Origin of the sequence: Nostoc sp. ChiVER01 (genome assembly GCF_034531155.1) — a bacterium.
Classification (GTDB): domain Bacteria; phylum Cyanobacteriota; class Cyanobacteriia; order Cyanobacteriales; family Nostocaceae; genus Nostoc.
Genome location: NZ_JAVRBS010000003.1, coordinates 292,310 through 307,678, shown reverse-complemented (window position 1 = coordinate 307,678; position 15,369 = coordinate 292,310). Strand labels below are relative to the sequence as shown.

The 15,369-nt window shown below is 40.4% G+C and carries 14 protein-coding genes; 5 read left to right on the top strand and 9 right to left on the bottom strand.

Translation table 11 applies throughout. From position 1 onward, the window contains the following. Positions 1 to 71: 71 nt before the first annotated feature. From RMY00_RS05910 to RMY00_RS05900, 3 genes are all read left to right on the top strand, one after another. The gene (locus RMY00_RS05910) at positions 72 to 497 is read left to right on the top strand and encodes a hypothetical protein (protein WP_322646660.1); all 426 of its coding nucleotides are present in this window, start codon (positions 72 to 74) and stop codon (positions 495 to 497) included. A gap of 7 nt (positions 498 to 504) precedes the next feature. Beyond that, on the top strand, positions 505 to 693 hold the full coding sequence (locus RMY00_RS05905) for a helix-turn-helix transcriptional regulator (protein ID WP_322646659.1): 189 nt from the start codon (positions 505 to 507) through the stop codon (positions 691 to 693). A gap of 106 nt (positions 694 to 799) precedes the next feature. Next, the gene (locus tag RMY00_RS05900) at positions 800 to 1,612 is read left to right on the top strand and encodes a class I SAM-dependent methyltransferase (RefSeq protein ID WP_322646658.1); all 813 of its coding nucleotides are present in this window, start codon (positions 800 to 802) and stop codon (positions 1,610 to 1,612) included. 8 nt (positions 1,613 to 1,620) lie between these two features. Here the strand turns inward: RMY00_RS05900 and RMY00_RS05895 are convergent, their stop codons facing one another. Beyond that, positions 1,621 to 2,511, bottom strand: a complete 891-nt coding sequence (locus RMY00_RS05895) for an Rpn family recombination-promoting nuclease/putative transposase (protein WP_322646657.1) — start codon at positions 2,509 to 2,511, stop codon at positions 1,621 to 1,623. Positions 2,512 to 2,668: 157 nt separating this feature from the next. Beyond that, positions 2,669 to 3,970, bottom strand: coding sequence for a dihydrolipoamide acetyltransferase family protein (locus RMY00_RS05890; protein WP_322646656.1), 1,302 nt, complete (start codon positions 3,968 to 3,970; stop codon positions 2,669 to 2,671). Between the two features lie 432 nt (positions 3,971 to 4,402). Here RMY00_RS05890 and RMY00_RS05885 point away from each other — a divergent pair, with 432 nt between their 5' ends. Next, positions 4,403 to 4,921, top strand: coding sequence for a hypothetical protein (locus RMY00_RS05885; protein WP_322646655.1), 519 nt, complete (start codon positions 4,403 to 4,405; stop codon positions 4,919 to 4,921). A gap of 205 nt (positions 4,922 to 5,126) precedes the next feature. Here RMY00_RS05885 and RMY00_RS05880 read toward each other — a convergent pair whose 3' ends face one another. Together RMY00_RS05880 and RMY00_RS05875 are read right to left on the bottom strand one after the other, a co-directional pair. Next, positions 5,127 to 5,576: a YlqD family protein gene (locus tag RMY00_RS05880; RefSeq protein ID WP_012412623.1), complete on the bottom strand. Its 450-nt coding sequence runs from the start codon at positions 5,574 to 5,576 to the stop codon at positions 5,127 to 5,129. 42 nt (positions 5,577 to 5,618) lie between these two features. Continuing rightward, positions 5,619 to 7,595: a long-chain fatty acid--CoA ligase gene (locus RMY00_RS05875; protein WP_322646654.1), complete on the bottom strand. Its 1,977-nt coding sequence runs from the start codon at positions 7,593 to 7,595 to the stop codon at positions 5,619 to 5,621. A 244-nt stretch (positions 7,596 to 7,839) separates the two neighbouring features. On the opposite strand from RMY00_RS05875, the gene RMY00_RS05870 reads away from it, so the two are divergent. Further along, on the top strand, positions 7,840 to 8,085 hold the full coding sequence (locus RMY00_RS05870) for a hypothetical protein (protein WP_322646653.1): 246 nt from the start codon (positions 7,840 to 7,842) through the stop codon (positions 8,083 to 8,085). 104 nt (positions 8,086 to 8,189) lie between these two features. Here RMY00_RS05870 and RMY00_RS05865 read toward each other — a convergent pair whose 3' ends face one another. The 5 genes from RMY00_RS05865 to RMY00_RS05845 form a co-directional block, all read right to left on the bottom strand. Next, positions 8,190 to 8,612: a CVNH domain-containing protein gene (locus RMY00_RS05865; RefSeq protein WP_322646652.1), complete on the bottom strand. Its 423-nt coding sequence runs from the start codon at positions 8,610 to 8,612 to the stop codon at positions 8,190 to 8,192. 728 nt (positions 8,613 to 9,340) lie between these two features. Then, positions 9,341 to 10,534: an MFS transporter gene (locus RMY00_RS05860; protein ID WP_322646651.1), complete on the bottom strand. Its 1,194-nt coding sequence runs from the start codon at positions 10,532 to 10,534 to the stop codon at positions 9,341 to 9,343. Between the two features lie 12 nt (positions 10,535 to 10,546). Then, a complete protein-coding gene (locus tag RMY00_RS05855; RefSeq protein ID WP_416212044.1) occupies positions 10,547 to 11,110 on the bottom strand; it encodes a Uma2 family endonuclease in 564 nt (187 codons plus the stop codon). Positions 11,111 to 11,394: 284 nt separating this feature from the next. Continuing rightward, complete coding sequence (recQ, locus tag RMY00_RS05850) at positions 11,395 to 13,554, bottom strand: DNA helicase RecQ (protein ID WP_322646649.1); 2,160 nt, start codon at positions 13,552 to 13,554, stop codon at positions 11,395 to 11,397. Positions 13,555 to 13,681: 127 nt separating this feature from the next. After that, entirely contained in the window at positions 13,682 to 15,244 is a 1,563-nt protein-coding gene (locus tag RMY00_RS05845) for an AAA-like domain-containing protein (RefSeq protein ID WP_322646648.1), read from the bottom strand. Positions 15,245 to 15,369 lie beyond the last annotated feature (125 nt).

Sequence of the window (15,369 nt, the reverse complement as noted above, 5' to 3'; positions counted from 1 at the left end):
GTTAATAGTGTAACTTTGTCACGCATTAGCTTACTATCTTTTTTGTAGTAGCTCACAAGTTAGTAGGCAACATGAAATCTGAACAACTCTCAGCCATTGAGGTGGCAAGCGGAAATCTGGTGCCGATGAGCAGTAAACCTCCTATTTTATCCAGCACTAATCACTGGAAAGGGATTGTGCTTGAACAGCATCATTTACCTGCTTTTGAATGTCCAGAGCTTTGTTTACAGCAGCACAGCATTAATATTTGGCTTGGTAATTCATGTCAAATAGACTGGCGGCTAGCAGGTGGAAGGTTACACAGTACGCAGATGAGGAGAGGTTTGGTTAATGTCACTCCAAAGGGAATTCCGACTCAAGCGCGTTGGCACCAGGAAATAAAATTTCTTCTAGTTTCTTTTGATTCCAGTCTATTTAAGAGAGTAGCAGATGAGACAAACGTTGGGAGCTATCGCACTATTGAAATTATCCCACAGCGCGGAGTCTGCGAGGTTTAAACGTTTAATGGGTCTTTCTCCACATCAATACGTTATTCAATGTCGGATTGAACAAGCTAAATTTTTACTCACTTCTACTCAATTACCTATTATCGAAATTGCACTTCAAGTAGGCTGTTCTAGCCAAAGTAACTTTACCACCCTTTTTCGTAAGCATATAGGAATCACACCCAAAGCATATAGAGAGATGATATAAATTTTGGGATTTTGCAAGATTTAAAAATTTTGAAAGCAAGTTTTCAGAAGACAAAAGTTTCACTGACAATTTATTCTCATAATTGACCAGTGAAATCGAGAAGATCGTGCAAAATAGCCAATACGAACAACAGTATAAGAAAAAAGTAATTGATTTCTTCGATAGCAGAACTAGCTATGACAACGATTATACAATTCATCGCGCTCTGCCTCTACTAGATTTAGTTCAACTGCAAAAGGGACAAAAAGTATTGGATATGGCAACAGGCACTGGTATCATTGCTATTGCTGTTTCACAAATTATTGGTTTTGAAGGAAAAGTCACTGGAGTAGATTTTTCTTCAGGGATGCTAATTCAAGCACAACAGAAAATTGAAGAATTAGGCTTACAAAATATCGAACTTATTGAAGCCGACGCTGAGTATATCGACTTCAATGATGAGAGTTTCGATGTAATTCTTTGCTCTACAGCGATAGTGTATTTTAAAGATATTCCTGCTGTTCTGCGTAAATGGTATCGTTTTCTCAAACCAGGGGGAACTGTCGGTTTTTCTTGTTGCTCTGAGGAATCTTGTGGAGCGCCACTTATAATCGAAATCTGTAACAAACATGGCATTTCACTGACAAGTATCAATGAGCCAACAGGCACACCCGAAAAATGTCATAATCTGCTTGCAGAAGCTGGTTTTCAAAATATTGAATTGAAGACCCAACAACTAGGTTTATACCACAATCTAGAGCAAGCTCAAGAATGGAATGGAAGATGGTTTAATCCCAGAGAAAATCCCTTGTTACAGGTTTCATCAGAGAAAATGGCAGAATTAAAAGCAGAGTATCGTCAAAAAATTGAAGCAGAAGTAACAGAGCAAGGAGCTTGGTACGAAAATCTGACTTTTTTTGTAACTGGTCGAAAAATTTAAAGCAAACTCTAATTTTCTATTGTATTTAGCCAATTCATTAAATCAGCCTCACTGACAAAATCTAGTAATACTTCACCCAAATTTTCTAACTGAGCCAAGGATAACTCTTGCAACCGAGATTGTAACTGAGAATTAATTGAACCAAGCCGACGAGTTAATAGACGTATCACTAGCCTTAGTTCTGATTGTCTTCCTTGTTCAATGCCTTGTTCAATTCCTTGTTCAATGCCTTGTTCAATGCCTCGTTGTCTACCTTCTTGAAGTCCTTCTTGGAGAATTTCTTGATAAATGCTAGATTCTCTCATATCTTCTCTCCTCAAAAACTGACGAATTAGTTCTGGCTCGAATACCAACCCTGCTAGAAGTTGGGTACATACCGAGATACTCTGCTTGGTAGCTTCTTCTTCAATCATACTCACCTGAACTGCTACTTGTTGAAGTAAGCTTTGAGGAGAATCTGTTCGCGCCAAAGTTGCCAGAGGTAATAAACCAGGAGATAACAATAAAGGTTCTGGATCTTGTTCCCAAATTCTGATGACAGAGTAACGATGGGTGGTATTGCGGGCAATAAATTGATCTACAAAGACAGCTTCTGAAGTTGTCGGTTTAAGAAAAATTACTATCTGCTCGATATCGCAATTGTATTGTCGATATAGCCGCACCCAATAGTCCAACATCCGTAGTGGCAAGGGTGGAGTAGATGCTGGTAAGGTTTGAAACTCTAAATGCAGTATTTGATTGGCAGTTTGCAAAAAAGTTACTGAGTCGGCACGAATTGGTTCTTGATTTAATTCTGTTTTAAGAATCTGGATATCCGTTGCTTCAGATGCGAGTAAGTAGCGGATAAAATCTTCTGGATACTGCTCAACCAGATATTTCAGGGTGTTGTCGTATGTCACTTTGATATCAGTTTAGACATTAACTCATGTAGAGACGTAATATCGCCACATAGTTTGTCCAGAAAAAATTTAAGCGTAGGTATATTGTTAGCGCTACTCTACGACAAACTGCTGTTCGCTGATAGCGCTAACATTTAAATTTGGTGTCTTTTCAAAATTACATTGTCAAAGATTGAGGATTCGTCTCAATCAATTTCGCTAAATCTTGCAAGAACGCCGCAGCATGGGCACCGTAAATAATCCGGTGGTCAGAAGTAATATTCACCTGCATTTGTTGCCGCACGCCAAATAAACCGTCGGGTGTTGCTACCACTTGCGGACGGGATGCCCCGATCGCTAAAATTGACCCTTGTCCAGGCGGTAAAATCGCATCAAATTTATCTACGCCAAACATCCCCAAGTTAGACAGTGTAAAAGTACCACTGTTGTATTCTTGAGGCTGTAGTTGTTTTGTCCTGGCACGTTCTACCAAAGATTTCCAAGTACGCGATAGGGAATAAATATCCACTGCGTCTGCATTTTGCAGCACAGGTGTAATTAATCCGCCATCATCCATCGCTACTGCTACAGAAATGTTGATATCAGAATGATAAACAATCCCCTGGTCTGAGTAGCTAGCATTTAACAATGGGTGTTTTTGCAACGTTACCGCTACAGCTTTCGCCAGTAGCGCTGTCATTGTCACGCCTTTGGATTTAATTTGTTTATAAAGTTTGTCTAATCCATCAGTGGTAATTGTATAACCAACACGGAAGACGGGCACGGATATGGTGGCTACCATGTTCCGCACTACGGCATTTTGGAAAGTAGTTAGAGGCGTGATTTGACCAGGAACAGCCGCTACCACTGGCGCGGGTGCTGGTGTATGAGGTGCTGGGGGTGCAACTGGGGTGCTGGTTGGTACAGGTGCTGGTGGGGCAACTGGGGCAGGGGTGGGTTGTTTGCCCTTATTGGACAATGCTTCTACATCTTCGGCGACAATGCGACCGTGGGGGCCGCTGCCTTGGAGTGTAGTTAAATCAACTTTAAGTTCTTTGGCTAACTTGCGGGCACGGGGTGAAGCTACAAGCCTTCCTTCCTTGTGGTTAGACCCGTTTTGAGACGCTAAGGCAGGTGTTGCAACTGAGGCTGTGGCGGCGACTGGTTCCGGGGAAGCGGTAGTAGTAGCAGCCGCGCCAGAGGAATTGGCAAGAGACTTGGCCTGTTCAATTTCAGCTTCCGTTTCGGCGATGAAGGCGATCGCAGATCCTACTGGGGCAGTTTCACCAGCTTCAACTATGATATGGGCAAGAAATCCCTCATAAAAGGTTTCTACATCCATATCTGCCTTATCTGACTCTACAACCACCACTGTTTCGCCTTTTTCCACTTTGTCTCCTGGCGATTTCACCCAGGAAACAATTTTGCCTTCCGTCATGGTGGAACTCAGCGCCGGCATAAATACTTCGTGAATGCTCATAGGGTGGTTTGGGAATCAATGGTTTATGGACTTTAACAGTTTTTATCAGATCGAATTGTATCTTGGTAGGAGAGTTTTGGACTGGAGATTTTATATTTTAATTGGGCATTGGGCAGCAGCGGGGGTTCTTAACTCCTCACTCTTGTACAGACGCGATTAATCGCGTCTCCTAACTCTAGGAACCTAAATATAACTTAGAGGTCTATAATACAGAGCTATCGTCAATGGTTAGCCAATATCTCGATCTCGTTTTAGTCGTTGACTTGGAACAACCATCACGAGTTTCTCACAGATTAAATGGGATTGCTATTTATATTCCTCATAACTACTGCTTAAGATACAGGAGCTTCTCACAGGTAGAGGATATAGAATGCAGTTCAATCTAGAATTCAAAATTGGTCATAAACCTATTTGAAATTCCTGTTTATTTTTATGTCGGCAAAGTTGAAATTCTTTTTGATTGTGATACTAAGTATCTTTGCCACTGCTGGCGCTGGAGTATATATTACCCACCAGCAATCTACACCGATTGTTGAGACTAGTGATGTACAAACCCAGCAGGTGGGAGCAATACATCAATCTCAAGAGGTTGTGGCATACTCAGAGCGTTCAAATTTTAAAACTATACCTTTAGAAAAGCTCAACTCATCTCTCCAAGGTAGCGATCCTGCTACCCTTGCGCTGAATGCCTTTGATGACATAGGAGCAGTGGGAGGAACGCGAAAGGTAGAGGTAGCTTATCCACAACGAAATCAGGCCCTTGTGACGATTACGCAAATCAAGGGGGGTGATGATTCGGTTGGTATTAAATATCGAGTTGAGATGACTACTTTTGGGCGATCGCTTTTTATTAGCTCACCTCCAGTCTGGCAAATTGTTTGGGCTGGCTCCCAGGTGGAATGTTGGGCTGGGAGACGCTCCCAAACAAAGTTAAATCACATCTGTCAGTAGAGACGCGATTAATCGCGTCTCTACATTGGTCATTAGTCATAAAACAAATGACATAGACGCCTTAGCGGTGAAGCAGCGAGGTCTTGGGGGTTTTCCCCATGAGCGACTGCTGTTAGCGCAGCGTTAGCGAGTCTTGTCTACGACACGCCAAGGGCGAACGAGCGTCACCCGAAGGGCTTCCCGCAGGGGAGGACAAATGACAAATTTAAATGTCGCCGCGAATTTCTTCTACAACGCCATCGCGGAGAACGATTTCGACTTGCATTTTGCTAATCAGGTTATCACCAATCTCTACGCGGAAAAAGCCTTCCATTTGGAATTGGTTGACTTCTTGATCTTGCTGAAGAAACTGCACTTGTTGGAGATTTTGCAGCAATTGATTTTTCTGCTCTAGAAATTCACTTTTCTTTTGATTGACTTGGAGTTGGATATTGTCAATTTGTTGGAGGGTCTGGGGGCCTGGTGGTTGTAGACTCTGCTTTTGAATTGCAGCGATCGCTCTTTGTCCTTCTACGTCTAGCTGTTGCAGTTGCTGGTCAAGTTGATTGATTTGCGTTTGTAGTTGCTGTTGTACTTCCTCTTTCCAGAGGGGAGTCACAATGACTTTGACGTTAACAACACGTTTCAGGAGCAAGTTAGATTTGGAGACATCCATAAATATTTCACGTTCACTCTTACTAGTTGGGAGGTGGAATAATCAGGCAAACATGCCGTCAATAATATCGTGATAGCGTTCCGTAACGACGTGTCGGCGAACTTTTAGTGTTTGTGTCATCAAGCCATTTTCGATGGAAAACGGTTCCAGAATCAGTCTAAACGTTCCAATGCGGTCATCCGGTCGATAACCTGGACGATTTTGCACTTCCCGATTCAATTCTTGCCGAAATAAATCCTGGATCATTCTACTCTCGAAGTCAATTTTTTGAGTAGGTGAAGAAGTAACCGAATCGTTGTGCGTATCTAGTGTCAGATTTTGACTGGCTGCCCATTTTTCTAAGGCTTCGATATTGGGGACAATTAAGGCTCCCAGGCTGCGCTGATCTTGACCGACGAGCATAATTTGATCGATGTATGGCGATCGCAAACACACATCTTCGATCGGCTGTGGCTCGATGTTTTCCCCGTTGGTCAATACAATCGTATCCTTTGCTCTGCCAGTTAGCACCAAGTCGTCTTGTGGTGTCAGCCAACCCAAATCGCCGCTATCAAACCAACCATCAGCGTCAATTGCTTTCGCTGTCGCTTCCGGATTTTGGTAATAGCCTTGCATAATCTGCGGCCCCTTCAACAATACTAAGCCTCGCTTTTCTACTGGTAAAGGCGTTTTTGTTTCAGGATCTACGATTTTAGCTTCTGTAGCTGGAAGTGGTTGCCCTGATGCACCAATCAAATTTCGCCAAGGACGACGCACATGGGTAACAGGAGAAGTTTCTGTCAAGCCGTAACCTTGCAAAATCTGCACACCAATAATCTCAAAGAAATTATCTATGTGTCTGGGAAGCGCACCGCCGCCGCTAATCATCTGCTTAATTTGTCCCCCGGTGGCTTCTCGCACTTTGGCATAAACCAGTCGTTCTCCCAAAGTATGGAGGGGTAATAAAGCAGATGCTTGGATCTTAGCTGCTAATCGTTCGACGGCTGAAGCATGAAGATTATTTAAATCCAATCCTTGAGCAACCCGCCGCGCTTTGATATATTTCTCGCTATTGCTCAATAAAAACTTAATTAAGCGTTGTTTATTAGCTGGTTGTTCGCGGAACTGCTTTTGCACTCCTTCATAAATCGATTCCCATAGCCGAGGTACACCCACCATGTAGTTGGGTTTAAATTGTCTCAAATCTGCTTTTACCGAGCGCAAGTTGGTATAAACTTGTGTGCAACCTTGAGATAGTAAATAATATTCAACAGTTCGTTCGTAGCTATGCCAGGAAGGTAAAATACTGAGAACGATATCGCCTACATTTGGTTGTACTACTGTCCTGAAAGTGAGTACTTGGTGCATCAAGTTGTTATAAGACAGCATTACACCTTTGGGTTTACCTGTGGTTCCAGAGGTGTAAATTAGGGTTGCTAGAGCATCACGATTTTGCTTGACTGGCACAAAATTATGATTTTTCCCAATTTCGAGCAACTGGGTAAAGTTCAGCGCCTTTAGGGTTTCGTCTGTCGGTGGTGCTTCATCCGACAGTAATATTACCACCTGAATAGGTAAATCTTTGAGACGGTCTTGCAGTTTTTTAAGTGTTTTTAAATCTTCAACTACGATCGCTGTACTACCACTATTAGCGATGATAAATAGCAGTTCTTCTTTTTCTGCTTGGGAGCTACGCACTGCATCAACGGCTCCAGCAGTCATTATCCCTTGATCAGCAATAAACCAGCGAGGACTGTTGTCAGAAATTAAGGAAATGCGATCGCCTACCTTCACTCCTAACGCCTGCAACCCAGCAGCAAATAGTTGCATTTGCTCCGCCAACTGGGTATAAGTAATTACTACTTCTGGTTTAGCATGAGGGCTGCGGAGGGCGACAACATCACCAAATCGCCCAGCTGCCAAAGGCCAAATTTCTGGCAGCGATTCCACATTTGTGTAATCTACCAACCGCTTTAATGCCTGCCGTTCTTGTTCGCTAATATTAGATAAAAAAGAAGACGCGGTTTGGGTTTTTGACATAACACCTTACCTAAATATCGTAAACGGATCGTTTTCCAGCTTATTTTGTTATTACGCTACAATAACCGTCCTTATTATCCACATTCCCCTCTGTGTATGATAATTCCAGGAATTCCACGTTTATATTTACAAAAATTTATGTTAAAGTTAATTTACATAGACTGCAAGCAATGATTGTGTTTGCAGCTAAGAACAGCGATGTCTACGACGAGCTACGCCTACGTTTCACAGGAGATGATTACCTATGAATTTGATAGACGCTATACTGCTAACGCTGCTCAACATTGCTGCTTGCATGGCGTTTCCTAAGCTTTTAGCCCTTTTTCTGGCCCAGAAAACTAAACTTACTGAAGCGTTGCCGAATGCTTCCAAATTACAAGCAGCTAAAATTGAACTTACAAGTTTTCCTTATTGTACAGTTTACCAATTGACAGGCAGCCAATTCTGTAAATTTAGTCCTGATTTCTGTGCTAATTGTTCTCCGAATTGATGGACAAATTACCAGTAAATTATTTTAAAAATTAGGTGAGGTAGATAAACTACCTCACCTAATTTTTGGCAACCCAACCGACTTTAACGTTGCCTAATGTCTACCTATGAATAGCGCAAAACTCCATTAATATTGTCTATTCCCTTAATCAGAATTGATGTTGAGTTGTATGTGCCATTAATTCTCCGGCAACTTGCCGTTAAGGTAGCTCCAGCAACATTAATGTTGCGACAAGAATTTTGATAACTACTAGCGGATCTGGGGTTACTAGTATAAAGCAAAACTCCATTCCCATTGAATATTCCCCGAATCAGGATTGAGGTTGAGTTGTATGTGCCATTAATTCTACGGCAACTTGCCGTTAAGGTGGCTCCACTAACATCAATGTTCCGACAGGAATTTTGATAACTACTAAGATCGGTGGGTGCTGCAAAAGCAGCATTGATAGGAATTGTAGCTATGATTGCACCACAAGCCGCAAGACTCATTAAACGTGGTGAACGACTTAGCTTTGCGAGATAAGACATAAGTATTATCCTTGAAAAAATTAAGTTTTATTGCCCTTTTTTTACATGAAAAAGGACAATATAAATATTACCATCTGTGTTCAATAGGTAAGTATAAAAATTTATAACTATATAATTGGTAATTATGAGTACAACGTTTACGTAGCATCTCGTAGAGAAGCAATCACAAAGACTTTGACGGGTTTACATTTTGTTACAAAGTTAGCTTACAAGTCTGCTGATTCTTGAAGTAAATTGTCCTAGCGTTATTTTATATCTCTGGATAGAGAAAAATAAGATGATGACTATGAATATTTTTCATGACTTTTGATCTTTGACTTCCGCCTTGCGGTACAAGTCACCTTGAGATTGTCAGAATATATTTAGTTAGCTTATATGTAATAAAGCAAATTCAAAATCCTGATTTGAAGCAATTGTACTAATTTTGCTGCAAACTAAAAATATAGTAAACACCAATTTTGAATTCTGGAGAATCACAATATGAGTTTAATGGATGGTATATTACTGACGCTGCTAAATACTGTTGCTTGCCTAGTGCTGCCTAAATTGCTAGCAATTATATCCGCGAAAAGCCAAAATACTGCAACCTCAGAAGTTTCCAACTCTGAAATCCCCAGCTTTTCTTAATATAAGCTGACTATATAGAGATATCGCCTTGATGAAGAGAAAATTTAGTTATTGCTGCAAGGCGATATCTCAGTGTAATATTCAAAAATGAAAGTTTGAGATTATTTATTATTTATTCTTGCTGTAGTTGTTTTAGGTCTGACGATAACAAAAAATGCGATCGCAGTAAAAAATAACATTTGCCAAGTTACCAAATTCCAGCCACCGAGATTCCAGCATAATAGACCAATGCTAGTACCTACAGAACCGCCAATAAAATAGGTAGTCATGTAAACTGTGTTGATGCGACTATTCGATTGAGCATCAAGAGTGTATATTCTTGCGACGTTAGTAACTTGGGTTGCTTGTACACCTACATCTAGTAACAGTACAGCAACAGCGATCGCCAGTGCAGAATTAGAAGCAATTTTAGCAATTACTAAGCTTGCAATCACCATCGATACAGCAAGAGTTAAGGAACGTTGGGAGTTACCTTTATCAGCTAGTTTACCAAAAACTGGTGCCATTAATGCACCTGCGATCGCCACAAAGCCATACATCCCAATTGTGTCAGATTGGAAATTAAAAGGTGTTCCGCTTAGATGGAAAGTCAATGTTGTCCAAAATGAGCAAAAAACACCAAACAATAACCCGCTAATTAAAGATGCTTCTCTTAATAATGAAAAACGTTTTAATTGGTGGAGTGTTGAACTTAATAATGCCAAATAATAACCATTAAACTCATTTTTTACACTTGGTAAATAGATATTTAGCAAAACAATAACAATTAAAATCATTCCTGCTGAAAATCCATATACATAACGCCAACTCAACCATTCAGCAATATATCCACTAAAAACCCTTGCTCCTAAAACTCCAATTAATATACCAGTAAAAATATTGCCTACTGTTTGACCTGTAGTTACTCTATCTATACTTGCTGCTAAAGGTAGAATAATCTGAGCAGAGACTGTCGCAATTCCAATTGCTATGCTCAATATCCAAACTTCGACGATGTTTTGTGAAAACGTCATGCCTATCAATAAACAGAATAAACATATCATTAAGCAAAGAATTAATTTTTTCTTGTTGATTTTATCGCCCAAGGGAATTAAAAAGAAAATTCCCAAACCGTAACCAACTTGCGTAAGCACAGATATGCTACCCGCTTCGCCTTCACTGACTCGAAAAGATGATGCAATATCTTGAAGGATTGGCTGATTATAATAAACGTTAGCAACACAAACACCAGATGCGATCGCCATAATCAGTACCTGGACTTTAGTTAATCCGTTACTTGAAATTTGTTTTTCCATTAAACCTAAAATTTATGTAGGAAAAAACTGGTTCACAGTACAGCTAAAACCAGTCAATAAAGGAGAAATTATAATATCACTACTAAATAGGGTTGCTACCAAATTAAGTTGAGTTTGTTCGCGCCGATAGACCTCTAGTTTACGCGATCGCCAATCAGCAATCCAATATTCTTTTACTCCTCTGGAGGAATAAAGTTTAAGTTTAGCTTCCTTATCCCGTCTTAGGTCTTCCTGGCTAGCAGACAAAACTTCGATTACTAAATCTGGTGCGCCAGTTAAATGTCCCGCTTCATCCAATGTTAGGGCCAAGGTTTCTTTAGTAGCCCAAACTACATCAGGAATCACATTATCTGATTCTGAAAACAAAACGCCTGGGTTGATTACAGCTTCCCCTAAACCAGTAGACTCTGACCAAATGTTAAGCTGTTGGAAAATTCTGCCACAAGTTTGCTGATGTTTAAAGTGAGGCGCCCTGGTCACAAATAATTCTCCATCAACTATCTCGTACCGCGTCCCTTCATTTTCTGCAAAGAGTTCTACATCGTGAATTGTCCAGCGTACTCCTGTATTAAGCATCTGACTCATCAGCTAACTCCTTTAATCTTGCTCTTGTATTTTAATCATAAGAGGATGTTTGTAAAGCTGTGGCGATTAGAGGATTTTTGTTTACCAGACTACTATGCCCGATGGCACTATCAAAAGCGGGCCTTTTTTCGGATAATTTTAGTTCATCTCGAATTACAGCTATAAAGGGTGCATTCGCAACAAAATAAGAGCATATTTGTAAAGTCTCAATTAATACTAGTCCTAGCGATTTCTATTCGCCCAATATTTTTGAAACATCCTTTAAAATTTAATTATCACTTGCGATTTTCACGCCGCCATTTACCCCGTACTAAGCGAATTTCATCATAAGTGTAGCTTTCACCGAGTTGTTCTCGAATTGGTGTTAAAGAGATATCACCAAGCACTTCTAAAACTTGCCAAATTTTTTGTTGATGTTCAAGAGGTACTAACTGATTTATATCTACAGGCTGATTTTTTTCAATCAAATCTGTCAAATGGCGAATAATTGTTGTAGGGCGAATATTGCGTTTTTTGGCAATTTCATTAACACTTAAACCTTGTTTATGTAATTGTAATGTGAATATTTCTGTGTCAGAAGGTAAGCTAACAGAGGGTGTAAAACTAACTTGGGGTGGATCTATCAAACCTTTTTCTTGGCGGTAGGCGCGAATTTCTGTGAGGAATTTATCGCCATATTGGGAAAGTTTGTGACTGCCTACACCCGAAAGTTTACCAAATTCCGTTAGTGTTGTAGGCTGTACCTGTGCCATCAATTTCAAGGTAGAATCCTGAAATACAACATAAGGTGGTACAGATTGTTCATCAGCAAGTTGTTTACGGAGCGATCGCAACCTCTGCATTAATATCTCTGCTTCAACAGCCTTCTCGCTCCCTTCTTCCCAAGTAACCTTTTGTGCTACGGGAACAACAAGGGAAACTGTACGCTGTCGCCGCATCACTTCCCAACTGAGGGGGTTAAGTTTCAAAACTGAGTAACCATCGCTAGTCTGTTCTAGCAACCCTTGATGTAAAAGCGATCGCGCCAACATTCGCCATTCATCTACACTTTTATCTTTGCCAATACCGTAGGTAGAAAGTTTATCGTGTTCGTACTGGATAATTTTGTCTTTTTTTGCCCCCCGCAACACATCAATAATGTGCAGCATCCCAAATCTTTCTTTACAACGCGCCACACAAGATAAAAACTTCATGGCTTCAATTGTCCAGTCTTGCATTGGTTTGGGATGACGGCAATTATCGCAGTTACCGCAATTACCGGGAAAACGTTCCCCAAAATAACCTAGCTGAATTGTCCGCCGACAAACAGTACCTTCAGCATAGTCAATTACTTGACGCAGTTGTTGTTTAGCAATCAACTGTTCTTGGGGGTCAGTTTTTTGGTTAATACTCCATTCAATAGTTTTAATATCACTGAAACTAAAAAAAAGCGTACAACGTGAAGGTTCATTATCCCTTCCCGCCCTACCTGATTCTTGATAATAACTTTCTAAATTACGCGGTAAATCAAAGTGAATTACTAACCGCACATCTGGCTTATTAATTCCCATTCCAAAGGCAATTGTTGCCACCATGACGCGCACATCATCCCGAATAAATCGAGTTTGATTGCTGCTGCGTTCTTCATCAGTTAATCCGGCATGATAAGACAAGGCAGAAATTTTATCATTTTGCAATTTAAAGGTGAGTTCATCAACTTTTTTGCGTGTTAAGCAATAAATAATTGCTGAACCTTCATTTTCTCGGATGAGTTCTAATAATTCAGCATACGCAGACTTGGTTTTAGAACGAACTTCGTAATAAAGGTTTTGGCGGTTAAAGCTAGCAATGTGGATACTAGGTTGCTTTAGCCCTAGTTGTTGGATAATATCAGCACGGACGCGATCGGTTGCTGTGGCAGTGAGGGCGAGTGTAGGAACATCAGGATAGCGTTTCCGCAGAGATTTCATTTGGCGGTATTCTGGGCGGAAGTCGTGTCCCCACTCAGAGACGCAGTGGGCTTCGTCAATGGCAAAAGCCGCAATGCCAATTTTTTCTTTGACTAAATCGAGAAACGGGAGAAATCTTTCACTCAAAAGACGTTCTGGGGCGACGTAAAGTAGTCTAACTTTACCGGTGAGGATGGCTTCTTCCCGCGATCGCACTTTATAGGGATTCAAACTACTATTGAGAAATGTGGCGTTAATATTATTGTTTCGCAGTCCTTCTACTTGGTCTTGCATCAAAGCGATTAATGGCGACACCACCACCGTTAAGCCTTGTTTGATTAATGCAGGTAACTGAAAACACAAAGATTTTCCCCCACCCGTAGGCATCACAATCAATAAATCTCGATTTTGCAGCGCATCTTCGATAATTTGCCGTTGTCCGGGGCGGAATCTGTCGTAACCGAAGTGATATTTTAGCGCTTGTTCGAGATTGGGGTACTGAAGCATAGCGATCGCTTTTTCTGGGGCTGTCTGCGTGAGTAGTTATTGAAGATATCAGGATTTTAACTCACATCATCGGCAGCTTTGGGAAGCCCTGCGTTTCTCTATGATATTCTAAAATCTCTAATTCACCTCAGCATCTACCTAAGCGAGGATTTGTAGTTATTCTTTTACCTTGATGCCCTACCTGATTACATTTTAACTGTGATTCTAAGGCATCAATCTTTCGTAAAAGCGACACTCCCCACACTATAGAAATCACCAACTTGATTGTCATTCCCACGAGCAAAAGTGTCACTATTGTAGCAGTTTTCTTTTGTTGAATCAGCCTTTTTTGTTGTTCTGCAAGTCGTGCTTCAATTTCTTTGGCGCGTTCGGCTTCTAATGCGTGCTGCATTTCTCGCCGATCTAATTCTTCACTAGCAGCTAAAAATCGATAATCTAAGTTACTCAAGCTTTTGCCATTTGCCCAAGTTTGAGCATCAATTAAGGCTTGTCCCCGCAATAAGCGAGATTCATCTTTTTCCTTTGAGGCTATCCATGCATTGAAGGTTTCGTAGTAGGGGCGTAAGTAAGCTAATTTTTTTCCAACCCATTCTAAATTGAAAACTTCTTGATAAATTCGATTTTTAATTTGGAGAAAACCTTGCTTTTTGATTACTAAACCAGATAACAACAGTTCTCCCTGTTCTCGGCTATCGTCGGCTAGGACTTGCACTCCTTGGAGGATTTGTTGATAAATTCCCAGCAATCTTGCGGCAATTTGTTCGTTTCCCAGGATGCGATCGCGAATTGTCCGTAAATGCTCTGGTTCATCTTGTGATTCCCATTTTTCGATAATGTACGATCGCACTACATTTTCTATCCAAAATTCTTCTGCACCAGGGGGAATTTTGAATTTTTTACTCACATCATTTTGAGATAAAGTGACAAGTAGGCGACATAGCTTTTGAGTAAGAAATGGTTGTCCTTCTGTCCAAGCTAATATTTCTTTCAAAATTTTTTGGGGATGATTATCTTTAATATTCAGTCCTAAAGATAAAGTTTGAGCTTCTTCAAATGTAAATCCATTTACTTGAATGGCTTTACCTATATTAAACGGAGTAGTATTATTTCGATATCGAATTAAGTCTGAAGGTGTTGCAACACCAAAAATTGCAAATGTAATCCGATGATAATCTGGATCAATTGCTCGTTGGTTATAACAAAAGCGAATCAAGCTAAAAAAGTCATCAACAGAGAAATCGAGGCTGAGAATGCTATCAATTTCATCAATAAAAATGAATAGTCTTTCGTTAGGAAACTGAGCTAACAGAATTTCCGAAATAAATCGGCTAACTTTCTGAACTAAAGAAATATCTTTTTGTTCTTGCCACCAGCTTTTCAAATTGACTTTACCTAACAGTTTAAAACCTAACCATAAATCACCTACCACTCCCTTATACCATTGCTCTGGAGTTATATTGTCACAACCGATATTAGTCATATCAACGGTGGCACATTTAAAGCCCTCTTGTTGAAAGCGATGCTTTGTTTTTACCATAAGTGAGGATTTGCCCATTTGCCTACTGCTCAGGATGTAGCAAAATTCTCCCTGCTTCAAGGCTTCGTAAAGTTCTACATCTGCTTTGCGCCCAACATAGCTAGGAGCGTCAGTTGTCAGGGTTCCACCAACTTGGTATCGATAATTGTTCATTTGATTTAAGATTTTAAACTAGTTTTCATTTTTAATAAATGAATTTGCATCGAGATAATTGATTAAATTCATATTAAGAACGAGAACAAGTATTTTTATTATCTCTGTTTCAATAGTTTACCAGA

Excerpts from the sequence above, each read along its gene's own strand:
- RMY00_RS05910 (WP_322646660.1), top strand. The coding sequence starts at position 72 with ATGAAATCTGAACAACTCTCAGCCATTGAGGTGGCAAGCGGAAATCTG.
- RMY00_RS05905 (WP_322646659.1), top strand. The coding sequence starts at position 505 with ATGGGTCTTTCTCCACATCAATACGTTATTCAATGTCGGATTGAACAA.
- RMY00_RS05890 (WP_322646656.1), bottom strand. The coding sequence starts at position 3,970 with ATGAGCATTCACGAAGTATTTATGCCGGCGCTGAGTTCCACCATGACG.
- RMY00_RS05885 (WP_322646655.1), top strand. The coding sequence starts at position 4,403 with ATGTCGGCAAAGTTGAAATTCTTTTTGATTGTGATACTAAGTATCTTT.
- RMY00_RS05880 (WP_012412623.1), bottom strand. The coding sequence starts at position 5,576 with ATGGATGTCTCCAAATCTAACTTGCTCCTGAAACGTGTTGTTAACGTC.
- RMY00_RS05875 (WP_322646654.1), bottom strand. The coding sequence starts at position 7,595 with ATGTCAAAAACCCAAACCGCGTCTTCTTTTTTATCTAATATTAGCGAA.
- RMY00_RS05870 (WP_322646653.1), top strand. The coding sequence starts at position 7,840 with ATGAATTTGATAGACGCTATACTGCTAACGCTGCTCAACATTGCTGCT.
- RMY00_RS05865 (WP_322646652.1), bottom strand. The coding sequence starts at position 8,612 with ATGTCTTATCTCGCAAAGCTAAGTCGTTCACCACGTTTAATGAGTCTT.
- RMY00_RS05860 (WP_322646651.1), bottom strand. The coding sequence starts at position 10,534 with ATGGAAAAACAAATTTCAAGTAACGGATTAACTAAAGTCCAGGTACTG.
- RMY00_RS05855 (WP_416212044.1), bottom strand. The coding sequence starts at position 11,110 with ATGCTTAATACAGGAGTACGCTGGACAATTCACGATGTAGAACTCTTT.
- recQ (WP_322646649.1), bottom strand. The coding sequence starts at position 13,554 with ATGCTTCAGTACCCCAATCTCGAACAAGCGCTAAAATATCACTTCGGT.
- RMY00_RS05845 (WP_322646648.1), bottom strand. The coding sequence starts at position 15,244 with ATGAACAATTATCGATACCAAGTTGGTGGAACCCTGACAACTGACGCT.